This window comes from Polaribacter pectinis (genome assembly GCF_014352875.1).
GTDB lineage: Bacteria > Bacteroidota > Bacteroidia > Flavobacteriales > Flavobacteriaceae > Polaribacter > Polaribacter pectinis.
Map to the genome: position 1 here is coordinate 904,930 of NZ_CP060695.1, position 24,139 is coordinate 929,068.

Below are 24,139 nucleotides of genomic sequence, written 5' to 3' on the forward strand. Positions count from 1 at the left end.
TTTTTTATTTTTTCGAATTTTCTTTCAATAATACATTCAATATTTTATGATTTAGCGAATAATCTACTGCTAAATCTATTATATGAATTCCTTTTAAATCTAATGTTTTTGCTAATATTTCTTCAAAATCTTTAATGGATGTTGGTCTGTACCCAAAAGCACCAAAGCTTTCAGCATATTTTACAAAATCGGGGTTTTTATATTCCAAACCAAACTTTGGGAATCCTTCTCCTTCTTGTTTCCACTCAATCATTCCATAGGCATTATCATTTAAAATAATAATTACCAAATCTAATTTCATACGAATTGCGGTTTCCAATTCTTGTGAATTCATCATAAAACCACCATCTCCATTTACTGAAATTACTTTTTTATCTGGATTTAGTTTTTTAGCCATCATCGCAGAAGGAAAACCTGCGCCCATTGTTGCCAAAGCATTGTCTAAAATTAAAGTATTTTGAGCATAGGCAGGAAAATTACGCGCAAACCAAATTTTATAAATTCCGTTGTCTAAAGTTACAATTCCATCTTCTGGTAAAATATCTCTGGTAATTTTTACCAATCTTTGAGGTAAAATTGGGAAACGATTGTCTTCTTCATATTTTGCTAAATGATTAGAAACATTTTCCTTCACTTTCAAGTAAAAGTCATTGTTCCATTTTTTTGAATTGTCTTTTAATTGACTTGTTAATTCTTTAATTGTTGAGGCAATATCTCCAATAACATTCAATTGTGGGAAATAAACTTCATTAATTTCAGCTGCAAAAAAGTTGATATGAATCACTTTTCGTTCATCATCAGCATTCATTATAAATGGTGGTTTTTCAATAGAATCGTGACCAACATTAATAATTAAATCGGCATTTTCAATCGCTTCATGAATAAAATCATTCGAAGAAAGTGCAGCTGTACCTATATATAAAGGATTTCTTTCATCAATAATTCCTTTTCCCATTTGTGTATTAAAAAATGGGATTTTTAAAGTTTTTACAAAATCAGTAAGTGCCTCAGAAGCTCTTTTTCTATTTGCACCAGCACCAATTAATAAAAGTGGTTTTTTTGCTGCAATAATCATTTTACAAGCATCTAAAACCGAATCTTTATTTGCAGATGGAATTTTTATATTTTCAACATTAAAAAAATGAGGTTTTTCTACTTCTTCTTTGGCAACATCTTCTGGAATCTCTAAATGAACAGCTCCAGGTCTTTCTTCTTGAGAACGCCTGAAAGCTTCTCTAATAATAGCTCCAGAATTTTTTCCATAGGTAATTTGTTTGGTGAATTTTGTGAGTGGTTGCATCATTTCTACCACATCTAAAATTTGAAACTTTCCTTGTTTACTCTCTTTAATAGGTTTCTGACCTGTAAGTATAACCATTGGCATTGCACCTAATTGTGCATACGCAGTTGGCGTAACTAAATTTGTGGCTCCAGGACCTAAAGTGGACATGCAAACTCCAGGTTTTCCTGTGAGTCGTCCATAAGTTGCTGCCATAAAACCTGCACCTTGTTCGTGTCTTGTTATTATAATCTCAATTTTATCGGATTTTCTGATGGATTCTAAAACGTCTAAATTTTCTTCTCCAGGCAATCCAAAAATATATTCTACACCTTCATTTTCTAATGCTTGAATAATTATATCGGAAGTTTTCATGTTTTTCTATAGCTTTTTTTTACAGATGAAATTTGTTCATCATTTCTTCGAAAATAAGAATAAAATAGTTGTTAATATTCATCATCAACCTTAAGAATCTGTTAATTTTAAAGGGATTGTGTTATAAAGTGTTAATTTTTGGAATGAGTCCAAATCGATTTCAAAAGAGCCAATAATCACCTTTTTTAATTCCTATTTTCGTGGAAATTCATAAAAAATAAAAATAGATGTCAGAGAAAATAAAAGCATATGGAACTGAAGCTGCAGATAAAGATTTGCAACAAATGGAAATTGAAAGAAGAGCAATTTTAAAGAATGATGTAAAAATCGATATTTTATATTGTGGAGTCTGTCATAGTGATATTCATGCAGCAAAAAACGATTGGGGAAATGCAAATTATCCTTTAGTTCCTGGTCATGAAATTATTGGAAAAGTAATTGAAGTTGGTGCTGAAGTCAAAAATTATAAAGAAGGAGATTTAGTTGGAGTAGGATGTATGGTTGATTCTTGCAAAGAATGTGGTGCTTGTGAAGACGATTTAGAACAATTCTGTGAAAATGGAATGGTTGGAACGTATAATGGAAAGGACAAACATTCTGGAGATAGAACTTTTGGAGGATATTCAACATCCATTGTTGTAAGAGAAGAATTTGTTTTAAAAGTTCCAACGAATTTAGATACAAAAGCAGTTGCACCATTATTATGTGCAGGAATTACTACATTTTCACCATTAAATCATTGGAAAATTAAAAAAGGAGATAAAGTTGGTATCATTGGTTTAGGTGGACTTGGACATATGGGAATTAAATTCGCAAGTGCAATGGGTGCAGAAACGTATATGATTACAACTTCCGAAGGAAAAGCAGAAGACGCTAAAAAATTAGGAGCAGATGATGTAATTATTTCAAAAAATAAAGATGAAATGAAAAAACATGCAGGAAGTTTCGATTTTCTGTTGAATACTGTTCCTGTAAAACACGATATCAATCCGTATTTACAAATTTTAAAAAGAGATTCCACAATGGTTATGGTTGGCGCAATAGAGCCTTTGGAACCAATGAATGGTGGAAATTTAATTATGGGAAGAAAAAGAGTTGCAGGATCTCTAATTGGCGGAATTAAAGAAACGCAAGAAATGTTAGATTTCTGCGGAGAACATAATATCACATCAGAAATTGAAATGATTGACATGCAAGATATCAACAAAGCGTTTGAAAGAGTTACAAATAACGATGTAAAATATCGATTTGTAATTGATATGAAAACATTAAAAGAAGCATAGAGAGAGAATATATATTAATAAAAAACAGAAAAAGATGATAAAACCAAGAGAAAAAGCACCTAATTTAGAAATAAATTTAGTGAACGATACAAAGTGGAGTCTACAAGATCAAACTCCAGAAAACTTTACAATGCTTGTTTTTTATAGAGGAAAACATTGTCCTGTTTGTAAAAAACAATTAGAAGAACTTCAAAAGAAAAAAGACGAGTTTACAGAAAGAGGCGTAAATCTAATTGCAATAAGTTCAGATACTGAAGAAGTAGCCAAAGAAACGTATAAAGAATGGGATATTGAAGATATTCCTGTTGGATATGATTTTCCTATTGAAGAAGCCAGGAAATGGGGTTTATTTATTTCTGAAGGAATTAAAAATGAACCCAAACATTTTACAGAACCAGGTTTGTTTTTAATTCATAAAGACGGAACTGTCTATTGGGAATCTATACAATCGATGCCTTTTGGAAGATCTCCTTTGAGAGAAGTTTTAGGCGGAATCGATTATATTTTAAAAGAAGGATATCCTGCAAGAGGAGAAGCGTAAATTATTAACTTAAATAAGAAAAAATATGGACATTAAATTTGAATACCATGAAATTACAGCAAGCGAACGTTTAGAAGCTTTTACAACAGAAAAACTAAATCATATGTATAAGAAATATGATTTTCTAATAAGAGCAGATGTGTTTTTTAAACAAGAAAATACATCTTCAGAAGAAACAGGAAAAATTTGCGGAATTAGAGTAAGTTTACCTGGGCCAAGATTATTTGCAGAATCAAGTAACGATAATTTTGAGTCGTCAGTTAGTGAAGCAATTCGTGAATTAGACGTACAATTAAGAAAGAAAAAAGATAAAATGAAGGCTTATTAAAAAAGTTTTCGAGTAATAAAGTTGAAAACCTTCCAATTTGGGAGGTTTTTATGTATTTAAAAGATAAGAATTATATAGTTATTTACTTGACAGTTCGTTGATTGATACATAAATACCCAAAAGTCAGTGAGGATTACGTAATAATTTGAAAATAAATCAATTAATAGGTTGTAAGTCTAAAATATGGAGTCATCTTTGTGGCTTAATAAATATAATAACAATATTATGAGTAAAGGTACAGTAAAGTTTTTCAATGAAACTAAAGGTTTTGGATTTATCACTGAAGAAGGAGTTGAAAAAGATCATTTCGTACATGTTTCTGGTTTAGTAGACGAGATTCGTGAAGGAGATGCAGTAGAATTTGATTTACAAGAAGGTAACAAAGGTTTAAACGCAGTAAACGTAAAAGTTATCTAATAACATATACTTTCAAGTTTAAAAGAAAGCTCATCAATTTTGATGAGCTTTTTTTATGTTTTTTTTGAATTAAAAATGCAGTAAAGAAAAAACCATATCAACAAAAAGTGTCGTTATCTTTGCACAAAATAATTTTACATGTCAAAACATTTTTCCGATTTAGGAATCCATCAACAATTACAACAAAGTTTAACAGATTTACAGATTTCTGTACCTACAGATATTCAGCAAAAAGTAATACCTGTAATCTTAAATCAGCATGAAGATGTAGTTGCAATGGCAAAAACTGGAACAGGTAAAACTGCTTCTTTTGGCTTGCCATTATTGCAATTAATTGACACAAAAAAAGAAGATATTCAGGCAATTATTTTAGCGCTAACAAGAGAATTGGGGCAACAAATTCATAATAATTTAGAATCTTTTGCAAAACACAGTCCAGATATTTCTATTGCTGTTGTTTGTGGAGGAATCCCTATCAAACCACAAATAGATCGCTTAAAAAAGAAAACACATATTGTAGTGGCAACTCCAGGACGTTTGGCGGATTTGGTAAAACGTGAAGCCATCAACATAAAAAATATTTCTTACTTTATTTTAGATGAAGCAGATGAAATGGTAAGTGCTTTAAAAGAAGGTTTGGATGCCATTATTGCTGAAATTCCGAAGAAAAGAAGAACTTTCTTATTTACAGCAACAATGCCTGGTGCTATTAGACAATTGGTAAATAACTATATGTCTAAAGAAGTTGTTACCATTGAAGCTGATATGAAAACTGTTGGTCATCAAGGAATTGACCATCAATATGTAGTTGTAGAACCCATTGAAAAATTAGAAGTTTTATTACATTTCTTAAATTCTAAAGAAGGCCAAAGAGGAATTATTTTTTGTAAAACAAAAGCTGCAGTTAATAAATTAGCAAAAAATTTGGCAATCAATAAATTTTCATCTGGCGCAATTCATGGAAGTTTAACTCAAGGAATTCGAGACAGAATTATGGGGCAATTTAGAGAAGGACACATAGATATTTTAGTGGCAACAGATTTGGCAGCTAGAGGAATTGATGTAAAAGAGATTTCTTATGTGGTGAATTATCATTTGCCAGACACTTATGATGCGTATGTGCACAGAAGTGGAAGAACAGCAAGAGCAGGAGCAAAGGGACTTTCTTTAACTATTTTACAGCAAGAAGAAGTTGTGGATATCGCAGATTTTGAAAAGGAATTAGGAATTTCATTTTCGAGATATGAAAAAGCAGATGCACAATCTATAGAAGAAAATAATGGCTTGTTGTGGGCAAAAAAAATATTTAAAACAAAACCCAATAAAACAGTTTCTGAAGATTTTAAATCTCAAATAAAAACCATATTTCATCATTTAACAAAAGAAGAATTGGTAGATAAGATTTTGGCAAATTATTTGGCACAAACTACTTCAAATACTCCAAAAACAGAAGAAGTTAAAAAGAAGAAGAAGAGATAAAAGCCCATCCTAGCCTTCCCAAAGGGAAGGAACACTCTTGTGATACTTATTGTTTTTATAGATAAGTATAATAGTGAGGAAAGTAGTTTACCGAATGTTAGTTCGAGTGATTCCACTTTTTTGTGGAATTGTATCGAGAACATTTTTAAATATAAAATTATAGCTTAAATTATATGAGCGAACAAAAAAATAATCCAGAAATAGATGCTTGTATAAAAACAATACAAGATTTATTGGCGGATACAAATCAGCTTTTTGAGATTCCAGAAGCACAAAGAGTCGCACTTTTTAAAGTTGCTGGCGAATTATCTCGTCCAAATAGAGATGAATTTCAGCGAAGAAGAAAAGATGCTAAAAAAGCGGCAAAACGAAAGCAAATTGAAAGCGATAAACATGCAAGAAAATCAACCGGAATTCGTTCTGCAAGAGAAGCAGCCTTGTTTGTGGCACCAAAATTATTAGGTGCAGCTGCAATTCCAGAAGACACACCAGAATTAGAATCTCCAAGAAATTGCTACGTTTGTAAAGCAGTTTTTACAAAATTGCATCATTTTTATGATACCATGTGTACAGATTGTGGCGATTTGAATTATGCCAAACGTTTTCAAACGACAGATTTAACAGGACAGGTTGCTGTAATTACAGGTTCTCGTTTAAAAATTGGCTATCATATTACTTTAATGGCTTTACGTTCTGGAGCAACTGTAATTGCTACGACTCGTTTTCCTGCAGATTCTGCCATTCGTTTTGCAAAAGAAGAAGATTATAAAGATTGGAAAGATCGTTTACACATTCATGGTTTGGATTTAAGACACATTCCAAGTGTGGAAATTTTCTGTAATTATATAGAACAGAAATACGATAGATTAGATATTCTCATCAACAATGCAGCACAAACTGTAAGAAGACCATCAGGTTTTTACGCTCATATGATGGAAAATGAAAAGAAACCAATTGATCAACTTCCAATATTAGCACAGACTTTATTAGAAAATCATGCTGAATGTTTGAAAGAAATATCAGATTTAAGTATTTCATCAACAAAAACAGCTAAAAATAATGTGTTGCCAGTAACTTGGCATGGACCAGAACCAGGAATAGGCTTAAGAAATTCAGCTGAATTGTCTCAAATTCCTTATAGTTTCGACAATTCTTTACAAACAGCAGAAGTTTTTCCTGAAGGAAAATTAGATGCAGATTTACAACAAGTAGATTTAAGAAAAACCAATAGTTGGCGTTTGCGTTTGGGCGAAATCGAAACCACAGAAATGGTAGAAGTTCAGTTAGTAAACGCAGTTGCACCTTTTGTTTTGTGTAATCGTTTGTCTAATTTAATGATGAAAGAAAACACAGGAAAGAAACATATTATTAACGTTTCTGCGATGGAAGGGAAGTTTCATAGATTTAAAAAAGTAGACAGACATCCACATACAAATATGGCAAAAGCGGCTTTAAATATGTTAACGCATACTTCTTCAGCAACTTTTGCAAAGAAGGGAATTTACATGAATGCTGTAGATACAGGTTGGGTTACAGATGAAGATCCTGCTGAATTGTCTAAAAAGAAAGAAGAAGTGCATGATTTTCAACCTCCTTTAGATATTGTTGATGGAGCAGCAAGAGTAATGGATCCGTTAATTGATGGAATTAATACTGGAAAACATTGGTCAGGAAAGTTTTTGAAAGACTATTTCCCTATTGATTGGTAAAAGCCCCTTTAATTCCCCAAAGGGGAAAACACTCTTATGTTCTTATTTTATGGAGCAATATGTCCGTAAATATTTGTGAAACACTCTCTTTTTCTTAATTTTCCAAAAGAAAAAAATAATTTGGTTATCTATTTTATTAAAAATATTATCAGTAAACATCTGTGTAATCTGTGAAATTCGTGGTTTTTTCTCTGTGAAAAAACTCTGTGAATCTCTGTGAAATAACTACTTAATTATAGAAGCTAAAACCTCCCAAACTGTATTTGCCATAATTTTATGTCCTTTTACATTTGGGTGAATTCCATCATTCTGATTTAAAGAAGCAATGCCACCAACATCTTTTAAAATAAAAGGAATAAAAGCGATTTTGTTTTCTTTGGCAACATCAATAAATAATTGTTTGAATTCGGTTGTGTAGTCCAAGCCCATATTTGGTGGTAACTGCATGCCTGCTAAAATGATTTTGGTTTTCGGGCTTTTTTTCTTCACAACATCAATAATAGCTTGTAAATTAGATTTTGTTTCAGTTAATTGTACGCCTCTTAATCCATCATTTGCTCCTAATTCTAAAAGAAATATTTCAGGTTTATTTTTTATTACCCAATCAATTCTACTTTTTCCACCAGCAGTTGTTTCTCCACTTACGCCAGAGTTTAAAACAGTATAATTCAGTCCTATAGAATCTATTTTTTGCTGTAAAATTGCTGGAAAAGCATCATTTGTATCGTTCAAACCATAACCAGCAGTAATACTATCTCCAAAACAAAGAATCGTTTTGTTTGTGGCTGATTTTTCTTCAGTTTTAGTGTTTGTTACTTCTTTTGTTGAAGTATTATTTTCGGTTGACTTTTTTTCTTTCTCATTTCCACAAGAAATCAGCAAGAATGCAATTATAAAATAACATAACTTTATGAGTTTAGAAGAACTAAATATTGGTTTAGATGCTTGAATTTCCTTATTTTTAACCTTGAACATTAGTCGCTTCATAAATTATAATTATTTAGATGTCAAAGATATTAAAGATAACTGGTTTAGAAAAAACATATACCAGTGGTAACAAAGAATTAACGGTTTTACGAGATATTTCTTTTGAAGTAGAAGCAGGGCAAACTTTCTCGATTGTTGGGCCTTCTGGAAGTGGAAAAACTACTTTATTGGGTATTTGTGCAGGTTTAGATCAGCCAAATGCAGGAAATGTAGAATTATGTGGGCAAAATTTAAGTAGTTTAAATGAAGACGAACGTGCGCAATTAAGAAATAAGGAAGTCGGTTTTATTTTTCAAAATTTTCAATTATTACCAACACTTACGGCATTAGAAAATGTGAGTGTTCCCTTGGAATTACAAGGTGCAAAAGATGCTACTGCAAAAAGTAGAATCTTGTTAGAAAAAGTTGGTTTGGGAGATCGTGTGAATCATTATCCGTCTCAACTTTCTGGTGGAGAACAACAAAGAGTTGCTTTGGCAAGGGCTTTTTCGAACTCGCCATCTATTTTATTTGCTGATGAACCCACAGGGAATTTAGACGAAGAAACTGGAGAAAAAGTAATTAAATTACTGTTTGATTTGAACAAAGAAAACGGAACAACTTTGGTAATTATTTCTCACGATTTAGAATTGGCAAATCGTACACAACAAATATTACGATTAAAAGGAGGGAAAATAATATCGAACGAATTGACAGCTACATTGTGAAAAACGATTTAACCAACAAAAATTTACAAATTTCTTGGCTTTTAAAAATGGCTTGGAGAGATGCCAAAGCCAGTAAAGTACGCTTGTTATTATTTATGGCGTCTATTATTTTAGGAATTTCGGCTGTAGTTTCCATTCAATTATTTAGCACCAATTTAAAGGACAATATTAAAAGTCAGTCTAAAACGTTAATGGGTGCAGATTTTATTATCGATTCCAGACAAGAACCTACAGAACGTGCAAAAGCAATTATAGATTCTTTAAAACCAAATGCATCTGAAGTCAATTTTGTGTCGATGATTGTATTTCTAAAAAGTGGAAACACAAAATTGGTAAAAGTTCGTGGTTTGGAAGGTGATTTTCCTTTTTATGGAGAAATAAAAACCGCTCCAGAAAATGCTTCATCAGAATATCAAAAAGATGGAGGAGCTTTAGTTGATGCTACTTTATTACTTCAATTTAATGCACAAGTTGGCGATTCTATAAAAGTTGGTGAAGTAAAAATTCCGATTGCTGGCGCCTTAAAATCCATTCCAGGAAGTTCTGCCATTTCGAGTTCTATTGCCCCCACAGTAATTATTCCTTATCGTTTTATTGACGCTACAAAATTATTACAATTTGGAAGTAGAAAAGAATATCAATATTTCTACAAAGTTTCTGATACATTGAATTTAACACGATTAGAAAACAAAATAGGTAAAGTATTAGATTCAGAAAATGCAGATTTAGATACACACACAAGTACCACAGAACGTTTAGGAAGACGTTATGATACTGTTGGTAAATTCTTGAATTTAGCCGCTTTTATTGCCTTATTATTAGGTTGCATTGGTATTGCAAGTTCTGTACATATTTATATCAAAGAAAAATTAAAAGCCATTGCAGTTTTAAAATGTATGGGCGCATCAAGATTGCAAAGTTTCTTGATTTTTTTGTTTCAAATTGCAGGAATTGGAATTATTGGAGGTTTTATAGGATCGTTAATTGGTGTTTTATTGCAACTTTTATTCCCTTATTTACTGAATGAGTTTTTACCATTTACTTTAGAAATTAGTATTTCTTTTCAACCCATTTTAATCGGTATTTTATTAGGATTATTTATGTCGATTTTATTTGCATTATTGCCTTTACTTCGAACTTGGTATGTTTCTCCTTTAGATGTTTTAAGAGTTGATGAAAAAGCATCACAAGAACCCAAAAAAATACGTTTTATTGTATTTGGAATTATTTTATTATTCCTTTTTTTATTCTCTTTTTGTTTGATAAAGAGTGCATTATATGCTTTTGCATTTGTAATTGCGACGTTAATTACATTTCTATTATTAGCAAGTGTAGCCTTGGGATTTATAAAATTAATCAAACGATTTTTTCCAAAGAATTGGAATTTTACAGCGCGCCAAAGTTTATTGAATTTATTTAGACCTAACAACCAAACCGTGGTTTTGGTAGTTGCCATTGGTTTGGGAACTTTTTTAATAAGCACTTTATATTTTACCAAAGATATTTTACTATCAAAAACAACTATAGAACAGAGTTCTAAAGATGCTAATAATATCATTTTAGATGTTCAAAGTAGTCAGCGAACACAATTAACAGAAAATATAACTAGTAAAGATTTGCCTGTTTTATCGAATATTCCGTTAGTTACGATGCGAATACATAGTATTAAAGGAAGGTTGGTAAATGATATTCGTAAAGATAGTACTCGAAAAATACGACGTTGGATTTTAAATCGTGAGTTTAGAACAACTTATCGAGATTTTTTAACAACTTCCGAAGAAATTATAGAAGGTGAGTGGATTCCAACTATAAATGAAGGAGATGAAGTAAAGATTTCTATTGATAAAAGATTGTCTAAAGACGCAAATGTTTCAGTTGGAGATGAAGTTGTCTTTAATATTCAAGGTGTTTTAATGAAAACGACTATTGGTAGCATTCGTAAAGTAGATTGGTCTCAAATTGAGCCAAATTTTATGATTCTTTTTCCTGCTGGAGTTTTAGAAGATGCACCACAGTTTAGTGTTTTTTCAACAAAAGTGCCAGATGAAAAAACATCTGCTTTATTTCAACGAGATTTAGTGGCTAAATTCCCAAATGTTACTGTAATCGATTTAAGACAAATATTTACAGTCGTAGAAGATATTTTAGATAAAGTTTCTTGGATTATCAATTTTATGGCATTTTTTAGTATTCTTACAGGGATTATTGTTTTAATTGGTTCTGTGAGAACCAGTAAATACCAACGAATTAAAGAAAGTGTGTTATTGCGAACATTGGGCGCAAAAAATAAACAAATACTACAAATTACAGCTTTCGAATATGTTTTTTTAGGTTTATTGGGAAGTTTAGTAGGAATCCTTTTAGCATTGATAAGTAGTTTTGCTTTAGCTATTTTCGTCTTTAAAGAGCCCTTTTTTCCATCTATAATTCCTTTTGTGGTGTTTTTACCAGGAATTACATTGTTGGTTTTATTAATTGGTTTGAGTAATATTCAATCGGTTTTAAAGAGTTCTCCTTTGGAAGTTTTACGAAGAGAAAGTTAGAGTTTCAGTCTTCAGTTGGCAGTTTGCAGTTGTATTTTTCATTGAAATTAGTTTTACTTTCTTTTTAAAGTCTTTAGTATGTTGCTTAATTAGTTTCTTCAATTAGTGAATAAATAGCGTTAGATTTGCAAAACTTACAAGAGCTATAGAAATTGATGAATTCTTACTAATTTCTGAAGTAATTTTAGGACCATAAAAAACATAAAATGGCAAATAATAAAAAAGACCAACAAGATATTTTAGATAAATTGAATATTAAAGAGTTGAATCCTATGCAAATAGAGGCGACTGCTGTTATTCAAAAGACAGATAATACCATTTTGCTTTCCCCAACAGGAACAGGAAAAACATTGGCTTTTTTATTACCAGTTATCAAAAATTTAGATCCTGAAAACCCGGATATTCAAGTGCTTATTTTAGTGCCTTCAAGAGAATTAGCCATCCAAATTGAACAAGTTGTTCGTGGAATGGGTTCTGGTTACAAAGTAAATGCTGTTTATGGTGGAAGACCAATGTCTAAAGATAAAATAGAACTGAAACATGTACCTGCCATTTTAATTGGAACTCCAGGTAGAATTTCCGATCATTTTGCGAACGAACGTTTTTCAAGAGATAGTATTAAAACGTTGGTTTTAGATGAGTTTGATAAGTCTTTAGAAGTCGGTTTTGAGTATGAAATGAGACAAATTATTAGAGATTTACCTGCTTTAAGTAAACGTATTTTAACTTCTGCTACACAAGGAGTTACGATTCCAGATTTTGTTGGTTTGGAAGAACCAAGAACTATTAATTATTTAAAAGGAAAAAAGGTTTCTAAATTAGAAATTAAAACCGTTATTTCTCCTGCTAAAAATAAACTAAATACACTGTTACACTTGTTGAATCATTTAGGAAATCAGCAAGGAATTATCTTTTGTAATTTAAAAGATAGCATAAATAATGTGAGTACTTTTTTAGAAAGTAAAAACATTAGACATGGTTGTTTTAGTGGTGGAATGGAACAAAAAGACAGAGAACGTTCTTTGATAAAATTCAGTAATGGAACCAACCAAATTTTAATTGCGACAGATTTGGCTGCAAGAGGAATTGATGTTCCAGAAATGAATTACATTATTCATTATGAATTACCACAAGCTTTAGAGGAGTTTACACACAGAAACGGACGTACAGCAAGAGTTTCTGCAGAAGGAACTGCGTATGTTATTAAGTGGAAAGATCAACTTTTACCAGAATTTATAAAAGATGCTGATGTTGTAGATATTTCGAAACAAGCAGAAAGAAAAGCGCCTTATTGGGAAACTGTCTTTATTTCTGGTGGAAGAAAAGATAAAATTTCTAAAGGAGATATTGCAGGTTTATTCATTAAACAAGGGAAATTAACAAGAGATCAATTAGGAGACATCGATTTAAAGCAAGATTGTGCTTTTGTGGCAGTTCCTTTGACTTTAGCTGAAGGTTTGGTTGAAAAATTGAACAATTCTCGTTTAAAAAAGAAGAAAGTTAGAATGTATACTGTTTAAACTTTACAAAATATTATTATAAAAAAAGCCTGTAATTTCTTACAGGCTTTTCAAATTTATAAATAAAAATCTTATTTATTTAAGACATTTAATAATGTTTCTGCAACTAATTTAGAAGAAGCAGGATTTTGACCAGTAATTAAAAGTTCGTCAGTTACAACATGTTCAGTCCAATCATCACCTTTAGAATAATTTCCTCCATTTGCTTTTAGCATATCTTCCACTAAAAATGGAACAACATCTACCAAATCAACACCTTTTTCTTCAGAATTTGTAAAACCAGTTACTTTTTTTCCTTTTACAATTGGTTCTCCATCTTTTCCTTTTACTGATTTTAAAGCAGCAGGAGCATGACAAACAAAAGAAATTGGTTTTTCTAATTTATTAAAAGTTTCAATTAAGGTAATTGAATGTTCGTCATTTGCTAAATCCCATAAAGGACCATGACCACCAGGATAAAAAACAGCATCAAAATCTGCAGGATTCATATCTGCAATTTTGTTGGTATTGTTAATTAATTCTTGTGCTTTTGTATCACTTTTAAAACGTTTTGTGTCTTCTGTAGCAGTGTCTTCAGTATCGCTACTTGGGTCAACTGGTGCTTTTCCACCTTTTGGAGTCGCTAAAGTAATTTCTACACCTTTATCTAATAATGTATAATAAGGAGCTGCGAATTCTTCAATCCAAAATCCTGTTTTTTTTCCAGTATCTCCTAATGTATCATGTGATGTTAAAACGAATAATATTTTCATGTTTATTTTTTTTTAATTTATTGTAATTTTTTTACTTATTGTATTTCAGTTACTAGATCTTCCATAGGTTTTCTAACTTTTACTAAATTAACCAACCAATCTTCGTCTTCTTTTCTATAACCTATTGGTAAAAGAACAGCACTTCTTAATCCTTTTTCACGTAATCCTAAAATTTCATCAACAGCAACTGGATCAAAACCTTCTAATGGAGTTGCATCTACACCTTCGTAAGCTGCCGCAATAATTGCGTGAGAAAAAGCGATATATGCTTGTTTTGCAGCATGATTAAAGTTTTCTTCTGCATCTTTCTGTGGATAAGCGTTTAATAACATTTGACGATAGTTTTCCCAACCTTCGTTTTTAAAACCACGAATTTCATTTGTTAAATCGAACATATAATTAATTCGATCTTCTGTATAATTATCCCAAGCAGCAAACACTAAAAGGTGAGAACAGTCTGTAATTACAGATTGATTCCAAGCTACTGGTTTAATTTTTTCTTTAATTTCTTGATTCTTTATAACAAAAATTTCAAAAGGTTGTAAACCACTTGAAGTTGGCGCCAAACGTGCAGCTTCTAATATGCGTTCAATTTTATCTTCTGCTACTTTTTTACCATTCATGGCTTTTGCAGCGTATCTCCAATTTAATTTATCTAATAATTCCATATTGTTTTATTTTTATTTATTCACTTTAATACTATTCCAAGCAGCTATATATGCTTCTTCTAATTCTTTATTTTCTATTTGTATTGCTCCACGTTTTTGTGATATCATTAAAAATGATAATGGGTTAATAGCGTATGCATAAAGGATGTAGTTAGAAATAGGTTTAATAATTCCTTCTTTTTTTCCACGTTCCCAAAGATCTAATAATGGCTGTAAATGTTTAATGCCTTCTTGTCTGCTTACTTCGTCAATCATTGGGGTATTATCACATTGTGCCAAAAACATGGCGTTCTTACAATCATTAAATTTATAATCTGCAATGCGTTTCCATATCATTTTAAAGCCTTCTTCAATTGGCATGTTTTCATCATAGGTATCAAACACAAATTTTGTGTATGCGGCTTTAACTTCTATATAAGTCTGATTTACTAAATCTTGTTTATTTTCAAAATATAAATAGATTGTTGCAGGCGAAACATTAGCCATTTTAGCAATCTTACTCATTGGTGTAGCATGAAACCCATTATTATTTACCAACTCTATAGTTGCATATACTAATGCATTTTTTTTATCGATACTTTTTTGAAGTTTTGCCATTTTAATCTTATTTCTAGTACAAAGGTAAGTTAAAAATGAATGTTCATTCTTTTTTTAACAAATTTTTAGCTACTTGAAATATCTGGAGAAAGAAAACCTATTTTTTAATTTAGGAATAAGTTTTAAAATAAAAATTAGATGAGAAGTTACACCTACTTTGAAATTGCTTTTAACTTAATAATCCCAAAGAAATTTAACAATTTCATGATTACATAAGTCATATCAATTTCATGCCATTTTACCCCAAAATTTGGACTACTTGCATATTTATGATGATTGTTATGATAACCTTCACCCATCATTAAAAAATCGAAATGGAAAAGGTTTTTACTTGTATTTTTCATTTTGAAGTTAACATAACCATAAATATGACCAAACCAATTGATAATTACACCATGAATTGGCGCCATTAAAAAAGTGATTGGTAATAATAACCATTGCCACCAAGAAGTTGCAAAAGCCACAAAGAATAAGATGTAAAAAGTAATCCAAAGAATTCTTGAAAAACGAGAACTTGCAAAAGCATCAAAACTTTTCCATTGAGGAACATTTTTAGTAAAACGTGCATCTACAGCTATTTTTTGTTCATTAATATCTTGATAAATGGTTTTTGTTTTCCACATCATAGCAAATAAATTGTCATCATGAGAAGGCGAGTGAGGGTCTTTTTCTGTGTCTGTATAGGCATGATGCATTCTGTGCATAATTCCATACCCATAAGCACTTAAATAACTTGCTCCTTGAAAAATCCATGTTAATATAAATGTAGTTCGCTCCATAGTTTTAGACATTGTAAAAACTTGGTGAGCAGCATATCTGTGTAAAAAGAAAGATTGAAAAAACAAACCTCCATACCAAAGCACTAAAACAAAAATGATTATTGTCATCTATTTTTTTGTGCAAAGTTAGGTTGCTATTTCCATTGAAACAATGAACCTAAATCAATAAAAGAAATGTAAAAAATTATAATAATCGTTTTCTGATTCTGCTTAAAGCTTGCGCTGTAACTCCAATGTAAGAACTAATGTATTTTAATGGAATTACCTTTATTAATTCTGGTCGTTCTTTAAAAAGCTTTAAATAACGTTCTTCTGCAGTAAGATTTAGTAAATATTGTTCTCTTTTAGATTTTAGTAGAAAAAGGCGTTCTGCAGTTAATCTTCCTATTAAATTTCCTATTTGTGTTTTGTTGTAAACCTCTTGCAAATCGTTATAATTAATACTTAAAAGTGTAGTTTCTGTTAATGCTTGAAGTTCATAAACAGAAGGTTGTTGCGTTAGAAAAGAATCATAAGCACTAATAAATTGATTCTTAAAACTAAACCCAAAAGTTATTTCTTTGTCTGGATCTTCTTTAGGAATATACAGACGAACAACACCAGTTTCTATAAAGGAAATATGATTTTCTAATTCGTGTAGTTTTAGAAAAACATTTTTTTTAGGAATTATTCGTCTTTCTAATTTGGAATTAAAAAAGTCCCAATCCTCATTAGAGATTTCTGCAATTTGTTTTAAATAGGCTTTTATTTGTTCCAATTAATTGTAGTCTTGATATTGATAACCAAAGATAAGGAAGCTTAAGTGTTATAAGTTTAAACTTTGTAGAAAATAATTAAGGAGGGAAGTAAGTCAATTTTAATAAAATGAGAAATTTAATTATCAGATTGCTTCTTGACTCGCAATGACAATTATGAATACAAAATCAAAAATACACCTAGCATAATTCCAAATAAAGGAACCAACTTTTTACGTTTGTTCTTCTCTTTAAAAATTAAACCACCAACAACAACTGCTATTAAAATCTGACTTCTTTTAATTGCAGACAATAGCATAATCAACGCATCAGGATCTTGTAAGGCTTTAAAATAGAAGTAATCTGCAGTTTGTAATAAAATACCAACAGCAATAATTGTCCACCGAAATTTGAATGCTTTTCGTTTTTCAGCATAAGGAAACCAAGTTATTGAAAGAATAACCAGTAAAATCAAAATAGTATAAAAACAAAACCAGAATTGTAATGTTTGCGGATTCAAAGTTAAATTCTGAATTAAAAATTTATCATACAAACCACTGGAAGCTCCTAAAAAAGTAGCTCCAATAATGGCGAATATCCATTTGTTTTTCTTGAAAATAATTCCTTCTTTTTTCCCGATTCTAGAGTAGAGTAGAACTGAAAAAATAATAAGGAAGAAACCAATCCATTGAAAAGAGTTTGGTTGTTCGTTGTAAATTAAAATAGCTCCAATAAACGTGAAAAACGGACCCGCAGAACGAATTGGAGTAACAATTGTTAGTGGTAAGTGTTTTAAAGCTGCATATGCTAAAATCCAAGAAGCAGCCATTATCATCGATTTTATAAAAATAAAACCATGTGTTTGCCAAGGAAGATCAGTTATATAAAAACCAATTTCTTTAAAATATGTTGGATTGTAAACAGAACCAATAAAAAAAGGAATAAATAATAAAAAACCAGAAAGCAAGGTTCCTAAAAGTACAGGGAAAACTTCGTTTCCTTGTACAGCGTGTTTTTTACATAAATTGTGTAATCCTAGAAAAAGTGCGGCTAATAAGCCTAAATACATCCACATAATTCGCGAGAAGATAGTTTTTTATGAAGTTTTAAATTATAAGAAGTCTAAAAAGTATGACGTTTCTCATCAATAGAAGAAGCCTTTAACAACTGATGAAATTCTTTAATACTATCGAAGTTTGCAGAAATTGCTTCAGAAATTGCAACGCCAGAAATTCCCGTTTTTAAAATTGAAGGAATATCTTCAACAGTAATTTCTCCTTCACCAAGAATAGGAGTTTCCGTTTTTAAAGCTTCAGTAATTAAGGAAAATCCATTTAAACCTAATGTTTTAATATCTTGATCTAATTTTGAATTTCTAAAAGGACTTAAAGTGATATAATCAATATTATTATCAACTAAAATTTCACTTTCTTGTAAAGTATTTGCAGTTGCGCCAATAATTTGCCAATTATATAAATGAATTCTCGCCTTTGTAAAGTCAGCATTTAATTTGGTAAAATGAACGCCATCTGCTTTTACATCTTTCGCTATTTTATAATTATCTTCTATAATTAATCTTGTTTGAAAATAAGAAGTAATTTCTCTCGCTTTTTTTGCTAATGCTAAAGATTTACTTTTAAATACATTTTCTAAAGACAATCTCACAAGCTCAATACCAGAACTACAAGCTTTTTGTATGTTTTCTATAATTTCTTCTGAAGAATTTCCTTCAGCAATATAATGTAATTTAGGAATCATAATTTGTTATCTGTAAGCAATGTAAAACGTATTTTTTTTCTATTTAAACCGAAACTTTTCTAGCATGAAGCATAAAATAGTCTTCGAAACGTTTTAAATTCGGATTCATTTTCTCGCAATACATTACAAACTGACATTTATGAATGCTTTGCGTTATAGAAATTACATCTGCAGAATTCGTTTTTTGAGTCAAAAATTCTGCATCATCAATACTCAAAATTTTGACTTGTGTTGTGTTTACACCTTCTAATAACATCAATTTGTGCATCGTTTTTGGCGTGGAAATTAATACATCTACACCTTCAAAAATTTCTGACTTTAATAAATCAATATGTTCTCTTTCATTGGCAACATATACTCTTAAAGAACTACGTCTAGTGTAGGTTATAAAAAGATCGTATAATTCTAACGCTTTGTCATTATCGGCTACTAAAACAATGGCTCTTGGTGCTGTGCCAACTTCTTCACATTTCAATTTATTTAATGTTGTAAGTATTAAAGTAGTTGTTTTACCACTATTTTCTTCAGCTGTACAAAAAACATTAGCACCACTTTTAATGGTAGGAATACTCGCTTTCTGAAATGGAGTAGGTGTTGTTATTTCTTGCTGTTCTAGTACTTCTTTTATGTGAGAATGTAATTTTTTAAAAGGCATGTTAAGAATAAAAAAAAGGATTGTTTTACTTAAAATCAACCGCAAAGATACAATTAAATTGATGTACTTATTTTTTCTGTAACTACTTTTAAACTATAATTTAAAACCCCACAAAACTATAACCTACACCAACGAAAAAACGCATTTGATTAATGTCATTTACAAAAGATGCGTCTATACTAATTGGCCCTAAAATAGAGTTGTAAGATGCCGTAAGTCCGCTAGAAATAATAAGGCCTGTTTGTTCTATATCGTTCCAATTAGAACTGGTTTTGGTAAAATTTTTCAGATAGTTAGAAAAAGAATTATCTCCAAAAACTACTAAATCTAGATGCGGTGTTATAAACAATTTCTTTTGTACTGCATATTGTAAAGAAATATCAGCTTTTATAAACTGACTCGCTAAAACTTCGCCATCTTTTAAACCAGGCACTATAAAACTACCACCTCTTGCAATGGAGGCATTTCCACCTAAAAAATAAGAAGGACCAACCTTATAATCGGTAAAAGAAAGCTCATTTTCTTTTACGGAATCTTCAAAAATAAAACCGCTTGTAATTCCTGTAATTAGAGTAGATTTTGGTGAAATGGCAAATCTATTAGAGGCTGCAATAGAGAGTTTATGATAGTTGGCAAGAGAGCCATCTAACTTAATATCCTCTGGACTATCAAACGAAAAAACATCAATATTTAATGTATTATGAAAAGAACGTTTATAATTTACAGCTACAGAAGTTCCTTTGGTAGCAAAATATTGCTTGTTAATGGTATTGTAATGAAACCTTAAAGTGGCTAAATAATTCTGATATTGATATCTATTAATATCTGCACCTTCTTCAGATGATACCTCAATAGGTACTTCTGGTTTTAAAGTTGTATTTTCATATTCAATTCCTGCGCCTACATAGGTTTTTAAAGAACTTAAATTTCGGTTTAGCTCACTTTTTACTTGCTGAAATCTATATTTATAATTTTCTGTTCTAAAACCAGCAGTATATATACCTTGACTGTAATTGTTTGCATACAATTCAGAGCGCATCCACCAATTTTTATTTTTACCAAAGATATTTTGGTGTTGCAATCTTATTTTAGGGTTCTTTGCCAAATCTATGGTAATCAATGAGCGAGAAGATTTCCCTAATAAATTTCTTCCGGTATAATTTAAAATCAATCCTGCACCCAATTCATTATTATAATGCACAGCTCCTTTAATTTGGTGTGTAGAAATTTCTGATGTATTTAAAAACAGCGTCGTTTTACCATCTTTATCATTAAGACCATAAGCAATTTGCTGAAATAAGGCTGTTCCCATGGCTGTATTAATACCTTTGGCAATGTCTATTTTGGTATATTTTCCCCCTTTTTTAAGATTCGTACGGGCTTTTATAAGGTTTAAATGATCTTTAGAAATACCCTTGTAAACAATAGTATCTATAGTAATAACATCTTTTTCTTTAGGTAAGTTTCTTGTTCGTTGTTCGAATTTTTTTAATTCTTTAGAAATTTCAACTAAATGAGAAAGCTGTTTTGCTAAGGCAATTTTACCTTGTTCGTAAATATTTGCTGTTTGCCCAAAATCACCAGTGCCATGAGTAATATTGGCTCCGTGACTCAATAAAATATCACACAATTTTCTATTTGCTGGGTTTTTAATATTGCTGGCAATCATTCCCGATTGAAATAATAAAGATTGCAAATTATCTAATTTTTCTTTAGGCAACATTCCATTACCAACATCACTTCCAATAATAAAATCTGCCCCCATTCTTTTGGCAACATCTACAGGAAAATTATTAAGCACACCACCATCAATCAACAGGGTGTTTTTATATGGTACAGCAGAAAATATACCTGGTATAGACATGCTAGAACGCATGGCTAAAGCCAAAGAACCACTATCTAAAATTACTTCTTTTCCGGCAACAATATCTGTTGCAATGGCACGAAAAGGAATCGGAAGTTTATCAAAATCTGAAATATTATATACAGGGTTGGTAATAGAGGTTAAAAAGTTTCTTAAGTTTTGGTCGCTTAAAATAAACGGACTAACCTTTACTTTTCCTTTTACAATTGAAGCGCTTATTAAATATTGATTGAACTCACTTTTTTCTTCGTTACTTACATTATCTAAAGAAAGGCTTCCGCCTATTAAGTTATTCCAATCTATATTTTTAGCCAAATCGGCTATTTCATTTCCAGAATACCCCATGGCATACAAACCGCCAACAATACTTCCCATACTATTCCCCACAATTAAATCGGGTACAATACCAAGGGAATCCATTTTTTGTAATAATGGAATATGTGCAACTCCTTTTGCACCACCACCACTTAATACCAATGCTATTTTTGGTTTTTTTTCTTGCGCCAAGAAAGCAGAAAAGGAGATTAGAAAAGTAAGTAGTATTATGTAATGTTTAAGCATGTGCAAATATAGAGAATTATGATATTTATGATTGTTTTAAAGAATCTTAAATCTGCATTAGAATAATTCTCAACGTGTTTTATGAAATGAGTTTATATTAATTTGCAATAGGAGCTTCCATACAATGTGCAGGAATTCCAAAACCATCTACTAAAACTCCAATATGAGGTCTTAACTCCGTAGACAACCTTTCTACACGCTGGCGCATAGCTTTCGATTTTGTTCCAGTAATATACCCTTGTTCTAAATACCATGAAGCATCTTTTCTCAATTCATGCAATGCATACAGAGTTCCTAGTTTTTTAAATAACAACCTGTTTTTTTTATCTTCAATCGAGTTTGTAAAATCTACATAAGTATTATAAGCCAATTCCACACTATATGCTTTTCCTAAAGCTAATAAATGCGTTTGTACTTTTAAAAATGCTTGGTAAGAGGGAACTCCTTTTTTTACATAATCTCGAATTCGCATGGCAACTGTATACGTCAATCTTCTTGTTCGATAATCGAACGCGTGCTTATGAAATTTAGAGCTGAACAAATGATCTTTATCTACATTATTTGTATAGGTAGCATTAACTATACTGAATTTATCTCCAATTCTTTCACCTAATAATTTTAGAACTGCTGTAAAACCAGCACTGTTAAATTCCGATTTAAAATCAGATAAGACTCCTTTTGCTGCCAATTGTAATAACACATGATTATCTCCTTCAAATGTGGTAAAAATATCTACATCTCCTTTTAAATCTGCAATTTGGTTTTCTAACAAATATCCTTTTCCACCACAAGCTTCTCTACATTCTTGTATGGTGTCGTTTGCAAACCAGGTAATCATCGATTTTAATCCTGCAACTTGGGTTTCTATTTTTCGCTTGTCTATAATTTTAGGGTCACTATATTCTTTCATAATGTGCGTTAGCGCAACATCATACACATAACAGCTGGCAATTGCGGGTGTTAAACGCAATTGGTGACTAGGATAATCCATTAATAAGTCTTCTTGTATTTTGATGCTGTCGTTAAACTGTCTTCTTTTAAGTGCATGTTTTACAGCTATTGCCAATGATTTTTTTGCACCTCCAAGTCCAGCTCTTGCCACACAAATTCTACCACCCACTAAAGTACCTAACATCGTAAAAAAACGTTTGTTTGGGTTTTCTATTTCTGAATGATAAGTTCCGTCTGATGAAATATCTCCATATTTATTTAATAAATTCTCTCTAGGAACTCGAACTTGATGAAACCAGATTTTACCATTATCTACACCATTCAACCCTAATTTGTATCCATTGTCTTTAATAGTAACTCCTGGCATTAAATTGTGCTTTTCATCACGTATTTTTACTAAAATAGCATGCACTCCATGGTTTTTTCCATCAACAATTAACTGTGCAAAAACAGAAGCCATTGTTGAATGCAAGGCATTTCCTATATATTCTTTATTGTCGTTTTCTCCTGGTGTGTGTATAATTATACTGTCTGTTTCTTTATGGTAGGTGGCTGTTGTTTTAACGCCTCTAACATTAGAACCATGACCAGTTTCTGTCATGGCAAAGCAACCTAAAATGTTGGTTTTACCAGTTTCTAATAAATAAGCGTCATGATGTTTTTTAGTACCTAATTTCTGAATACTTCCTCCAAAAAGTCCGAATTGGACTCCAAATTTAATTGCCATACTGCCATCTACATACATCATGTTTTCAAAAATAGCTGCATAACCTACCATGTTATTGGTACCTCCATAAGGTGTATCATAAGACATGGCTCCATAACCTTCTTTTGCCAAAAGCTGAACTTGTTTTAGCACATGAAGTCTGAATGCTTCTTTATCTCTTTTAATGTCCCATTTAAAATTTGGGTCTTTTAAAAAAGCTCTAAAGGCATCAATAACAGTGGCTTGGTCTCCTTTTAAAATAGTATCTATTTCAGCAGGATTGTAAAAATTAGAAGTCGCTTCTTTAACAATTTCAATTTCAAATAAGTGTTTGTAATGGTTTGGCTGTATTCCTAAATTGATTTCAATGTCTTTTAAATGCGAATTAAAAGGACAGGCTGCATAATGATGACAAATCATTTTCTGACTAAAAGTAGCCAAAGGATAAATGTCACTTTCTACTAACTTAATGCCTGAATTGGAAATTACTTTTTTCCAATGCTTTAATACTGCATAAGGTGGAGGTGTTTTTTTATCTAAGTATTTTAAAAGGTATGTGTAATCTTCTTTCTCTAGGGTTTTATCTTCTTCTATTGCTTTTTTAACAACAGAAACTTCTGAGTATGACAATAAATCATCTGACCAAATCACATAAAAGAAAGGAATGTATTGTAAAACTCCAGCAGTATATTTGTTTGTTTCCATAAAATGAATTTACAAAAAAATGTATAAAAAGTAAGAATAATGAATAAGAGAAATTTAAAGTATTTGATTTTTAAGTAGTTGACATTGCTATTCTACTTTAAAACTGTATTACAGATTTTACCATAAAAATAAAGCTAAAAAAAGAATATAATATTTCAATTACATGTTATAAAACTTTTTATATTTGCAACCTTTTTAAGATAACAGCTAGTTTTTTACTTAAAAATCGTTGTTATTTTAT

The 24,139-nt window shown here is 30.9% G+C and carries 21 protein-coding genes; 9 read left to right on the forward strand and 12 right to left on the reverse strand.

Features of this window, described 5'->3' with window-relative positions; genetic code table 11:
- Nucleotides 1–4: 4 nt before the first annotated feature.
- Complete coding sequence (locus H9W90_RS04315) at nt 5–1,654, reverse strand: acetolactate synthase large subunit (protein WP_187483238.1); 1,650 nt, start codon at nt 1,652–1,654, stop codon at nt 5–7.
- Between the two features lie 227 nt (nt 1,655–1,881).
- Here H9W90_RS04315 and H9W90_RS04320 point away from each other — a divergent pair, with 227 nt between their 5' ends.
- From H9W90_RS04320 to H9W90_RS04345, 6 genes are all read left to right on the forward strand, one after another.
- A complete protein-coding gene (locus H9W90_RS04320) occupies nt 1,882–2,937 on the forward strand; it encodes an NAD(P)-dependent alcohol dehydrogenase (protein ID WP_187483239.1) in 1,056 nt (351 codons plus the stop codon).
- A 34-nt stretch (nt 2,938–2,971) separates the two neighbouring features.
- Complete coding sequence (locus tag H9W90_RS04325) at nt 2,972–3,478, forward strand: peroxiredoxin-like family protein (protein ID WP_187483240.1); 507 nt, start codon at nt 2,972–2,974, stop codon at nt 3,476–3,478.
- A 25-nt stretch (nt 3,479–3,503) separates the two neighbouring features.
- Entirely contained in the window at nt 3,504–3,806 is a 303-nt protein-coding gene (hpf, locus tag H9W90_RS04330) for a ribosome hibernation-promoting factor, HPF/YfiA family (RefSeq protein WP_187483241.1), read from the forward strand.
- Nucleotides 3,807–4,031: 225 nt separating this feature from the next.
- Nucleotides 4,032–4,223, forward strand: a complete 192-nt coding sequence (locus tag H9W90_RS04335) for a cold-shock protein (RefSeq protein ID WP_187483242.1) — start codon at nt 4,032–4,034, stop codon at nt 4,221–4,223.
- Nucleotides 4,224–4,361: 138 nt separating this feature from the next.
- Nucleotides 4,362–5,702 (forward strand): DEAD/DEAH box helicase, encoded by a 1,341-nt coding sequence (locus tag H9W90_RS04340; protein WP_187483243.1) that lies wholly within the window; start codon nt 4,362–4,364, stop codon nt 5,700–5,702.
- A gap of 173 nt (nt 5,703–5,875) precedes the next feature.
- Nucleotides 5,876–7,411 (forward strand): SDR family NAD(P)-dependent oxidoreductase, encoded by a 1,536-nt coding sequence (locus tag H9W90_RS04345; protein ID WP_187483244.1) that lies wholly within the window; start codon nt 5,876–5,878, stop codon nt 7,409–7,411.
- 225 nt (nt 7,412–7,636) lie between these two features.
- Here H9W90_RS04345 and H9W90_RS04350 read toward each other — a convergent pair whose 3' ends face one another.
- Nucleotides 7,637–8,386 carry an arylesterase gene (locus H9W90_RS04350; RefSeq protein WP_187483923.1) on the reverse strand — a complete coding sequence of 250 codons (750 nt, stop codon included), beginning with the start codon at nt 8,384–8,386 and terminating at the stop codon, nt 7,637–7,639.
- 29 nt (nt 8,387–8,415) lie between these two features.
- On the opposite strand from H9W90_RS04350, the gene H9W90_RS04355 reads away from it, so the two are divergent.
- The 3 genes from H9W90_RS04355 to H9W90_RS04365 all read left to right on the forward strand — a co-directional run bounded on the left by H9W90_RS04355 (nt 8,416) and on the right by H9W90_RS04365 (nt 13,168).
- Complete coding sequence (locus tag H9W90_RS04355) at nt 8,416–9,105, forward strand: ABC transporter ATP-binding protein (protein ID WP_187483245.1); 690 nt, start codon at nt 8,416–8,418, stop codon at nt 9,103–9,105.
- Between the two features lie 47 nt (nt 9,106–9,152).
- The gene (locus H9W90_RS04360) at nt 9,153–11,648 is read left to right on the forward strand and encodes an ABC transporter permease (protein WP_187483924.1); all 2,496 of its coding nucleotides are present in this window, start codon (nt 9,153–9,155) and stop codon (nt 11,646–11,648) included.
- A 206-nt stretch (nt 11,649–11,854) separates the two neighbouring features.
- On the forward strand, nt 11,855–13,168 hold the full coding sequence (locus H9W90_RS04365) for a DEAD/DEAH box helicase (RefSeq protein ID WP_088353481.1): 1,314 nt from the start codon (nt 11,855–11,857) through the stop codon (nt 13,166–13,168).
- 71 nt (nt 13,169–13,239) lie between these two features.
- Here H9W90_RS04365 and H9W90_RS04370 read toward each other — a convergent pair whose 3' ends face one another.
- The 10 genes from H9W90_RS04370 to H9W90_RS04415 form a co-directional block, all read right to left on the reverse strand.
- Nucleotides 13,240–13,920: a type 1 glutamine amidotransferase domain-containing protein gene (locus H9W90_RS04370; protein ID WP_187483246.1), complete on the reverse strand. Its 681-nt coding sequence runs from the start codon at nt 13,918–13,920 to the stop codon at nt 13,240–13,242.
- A 35-nt stretch (nt 13,921–13,955) separates the two neighbouring features.
- Nucleotides 13,956–14,588 carry an NAD(P)H-dependent oxidoreductase gene (locus H9W90_RS04375; RefSeq protein WP_187483247.1) on the reverse strand — a complete coding sequence of 211 codons (633 nt, stop codon included), beginning with the start codon at nt 14,586–14,588 and terminating at the stop codon, nt 13,956–13,958.
- 12 nt (nt 14,589–14,600) lie between these two features.
- A complete protein-coding gene (locus H9W90_RS04380) occupies nt 14,601–15,185 on the reverse strand; it encodes a TetR/AcrR family transcriptional regulator (protein ID WP_187483248.1) in 585 nt (194 codons plus the stop codon).
- A 152-nt stretch (nt 15,186–15,337) separates the two neighbouring features.
- Nucleotides 15,338–16,072 (reverse strand): acyl-CoA desaturase, encoded by a 735-nt coding sequence (locus H9W90_RS04385; protein ID WP_187483249.1) that lies wholly within the window; start codon nt 16,070–16,072, stop codon nt 15,338–15,340.
- 76 nt (nt 16,073–16,148) lie between these two features.
- Nucleotides 16,149–16,721 (reverse strand): Crp/Fnr family transcriptional regulator, encoded by a 573-nt coding sequence (locus tag H9W90_RS04390; protein WP_187483250.1) that lies wholly within the window; start codon nt 16,719–16,721, stop codon nt 16,149–16,151.
- Nucleotides 16,722–16,873: 152 nt separating this feature from the next.
- Nucleotides 16,874–17,773: an EamA family transporter gene (locus H9W90_RS04395; RefSeq protein WP_187483251.1), complete on the reverse strand. Its 900-nt coding sequence runs from the start codon at nt 17,771–17,773 to the stop codon at nt 16,874–16,876.
- Nucleotides 17,774–17,820: 47 nt separating this feature from the next.
- Nucleotides 17,821–18,456, reverse strand: coding sequence for a thiamine phosphate synthase (locus tag H9W90_RS04400; RefSeq protein ID WP_187483252.1), 636 nt, complete (start codon nt 18,454–18,456; stop codon nt 17,821–17,823).
- 43 nt (nt 18,457–18,499) lie between these two features.
- Nucleotides 18,500–19,111, reverse strand: coding sequence for a DEAD/DEAH box helicase (locus H9W90_RS04405; protein WP_187483253.1), 612 nt, complete (start codon nt 19,109–19,111; stop codon nt 18,500–18,502).
- Nucleotides 19,112–19,211: 100 nt separating this feature from the next.
- Entirely contained in the window at nt 19,212–21,536 is a 2,325-nt protein-coding gene (locus H9W90_RS04410) for a patatin-like phospholipase family protein (RefSeq protein ID WP_187483254.1), read from the reverse strand.
- 97 nt (nt 21,537–21,633) lie between these two features.
- Nucleotides 21,634–23,898 carry an acyl-CoA dehydrogenase family protein gene (locus H9W90_RS04415; RefSeq protein ID WP_187483255.1) on the reverse strand — a complete coding sequence of 755 codons (2,265 nt, stop codon included), beginning with the start codon at nt 23,896–23,898 and terminating at the stop codon, nt 21,634–21,636.
- Nucleotides 23,899–24,139 lie beyond the last annotated feature (241 nt).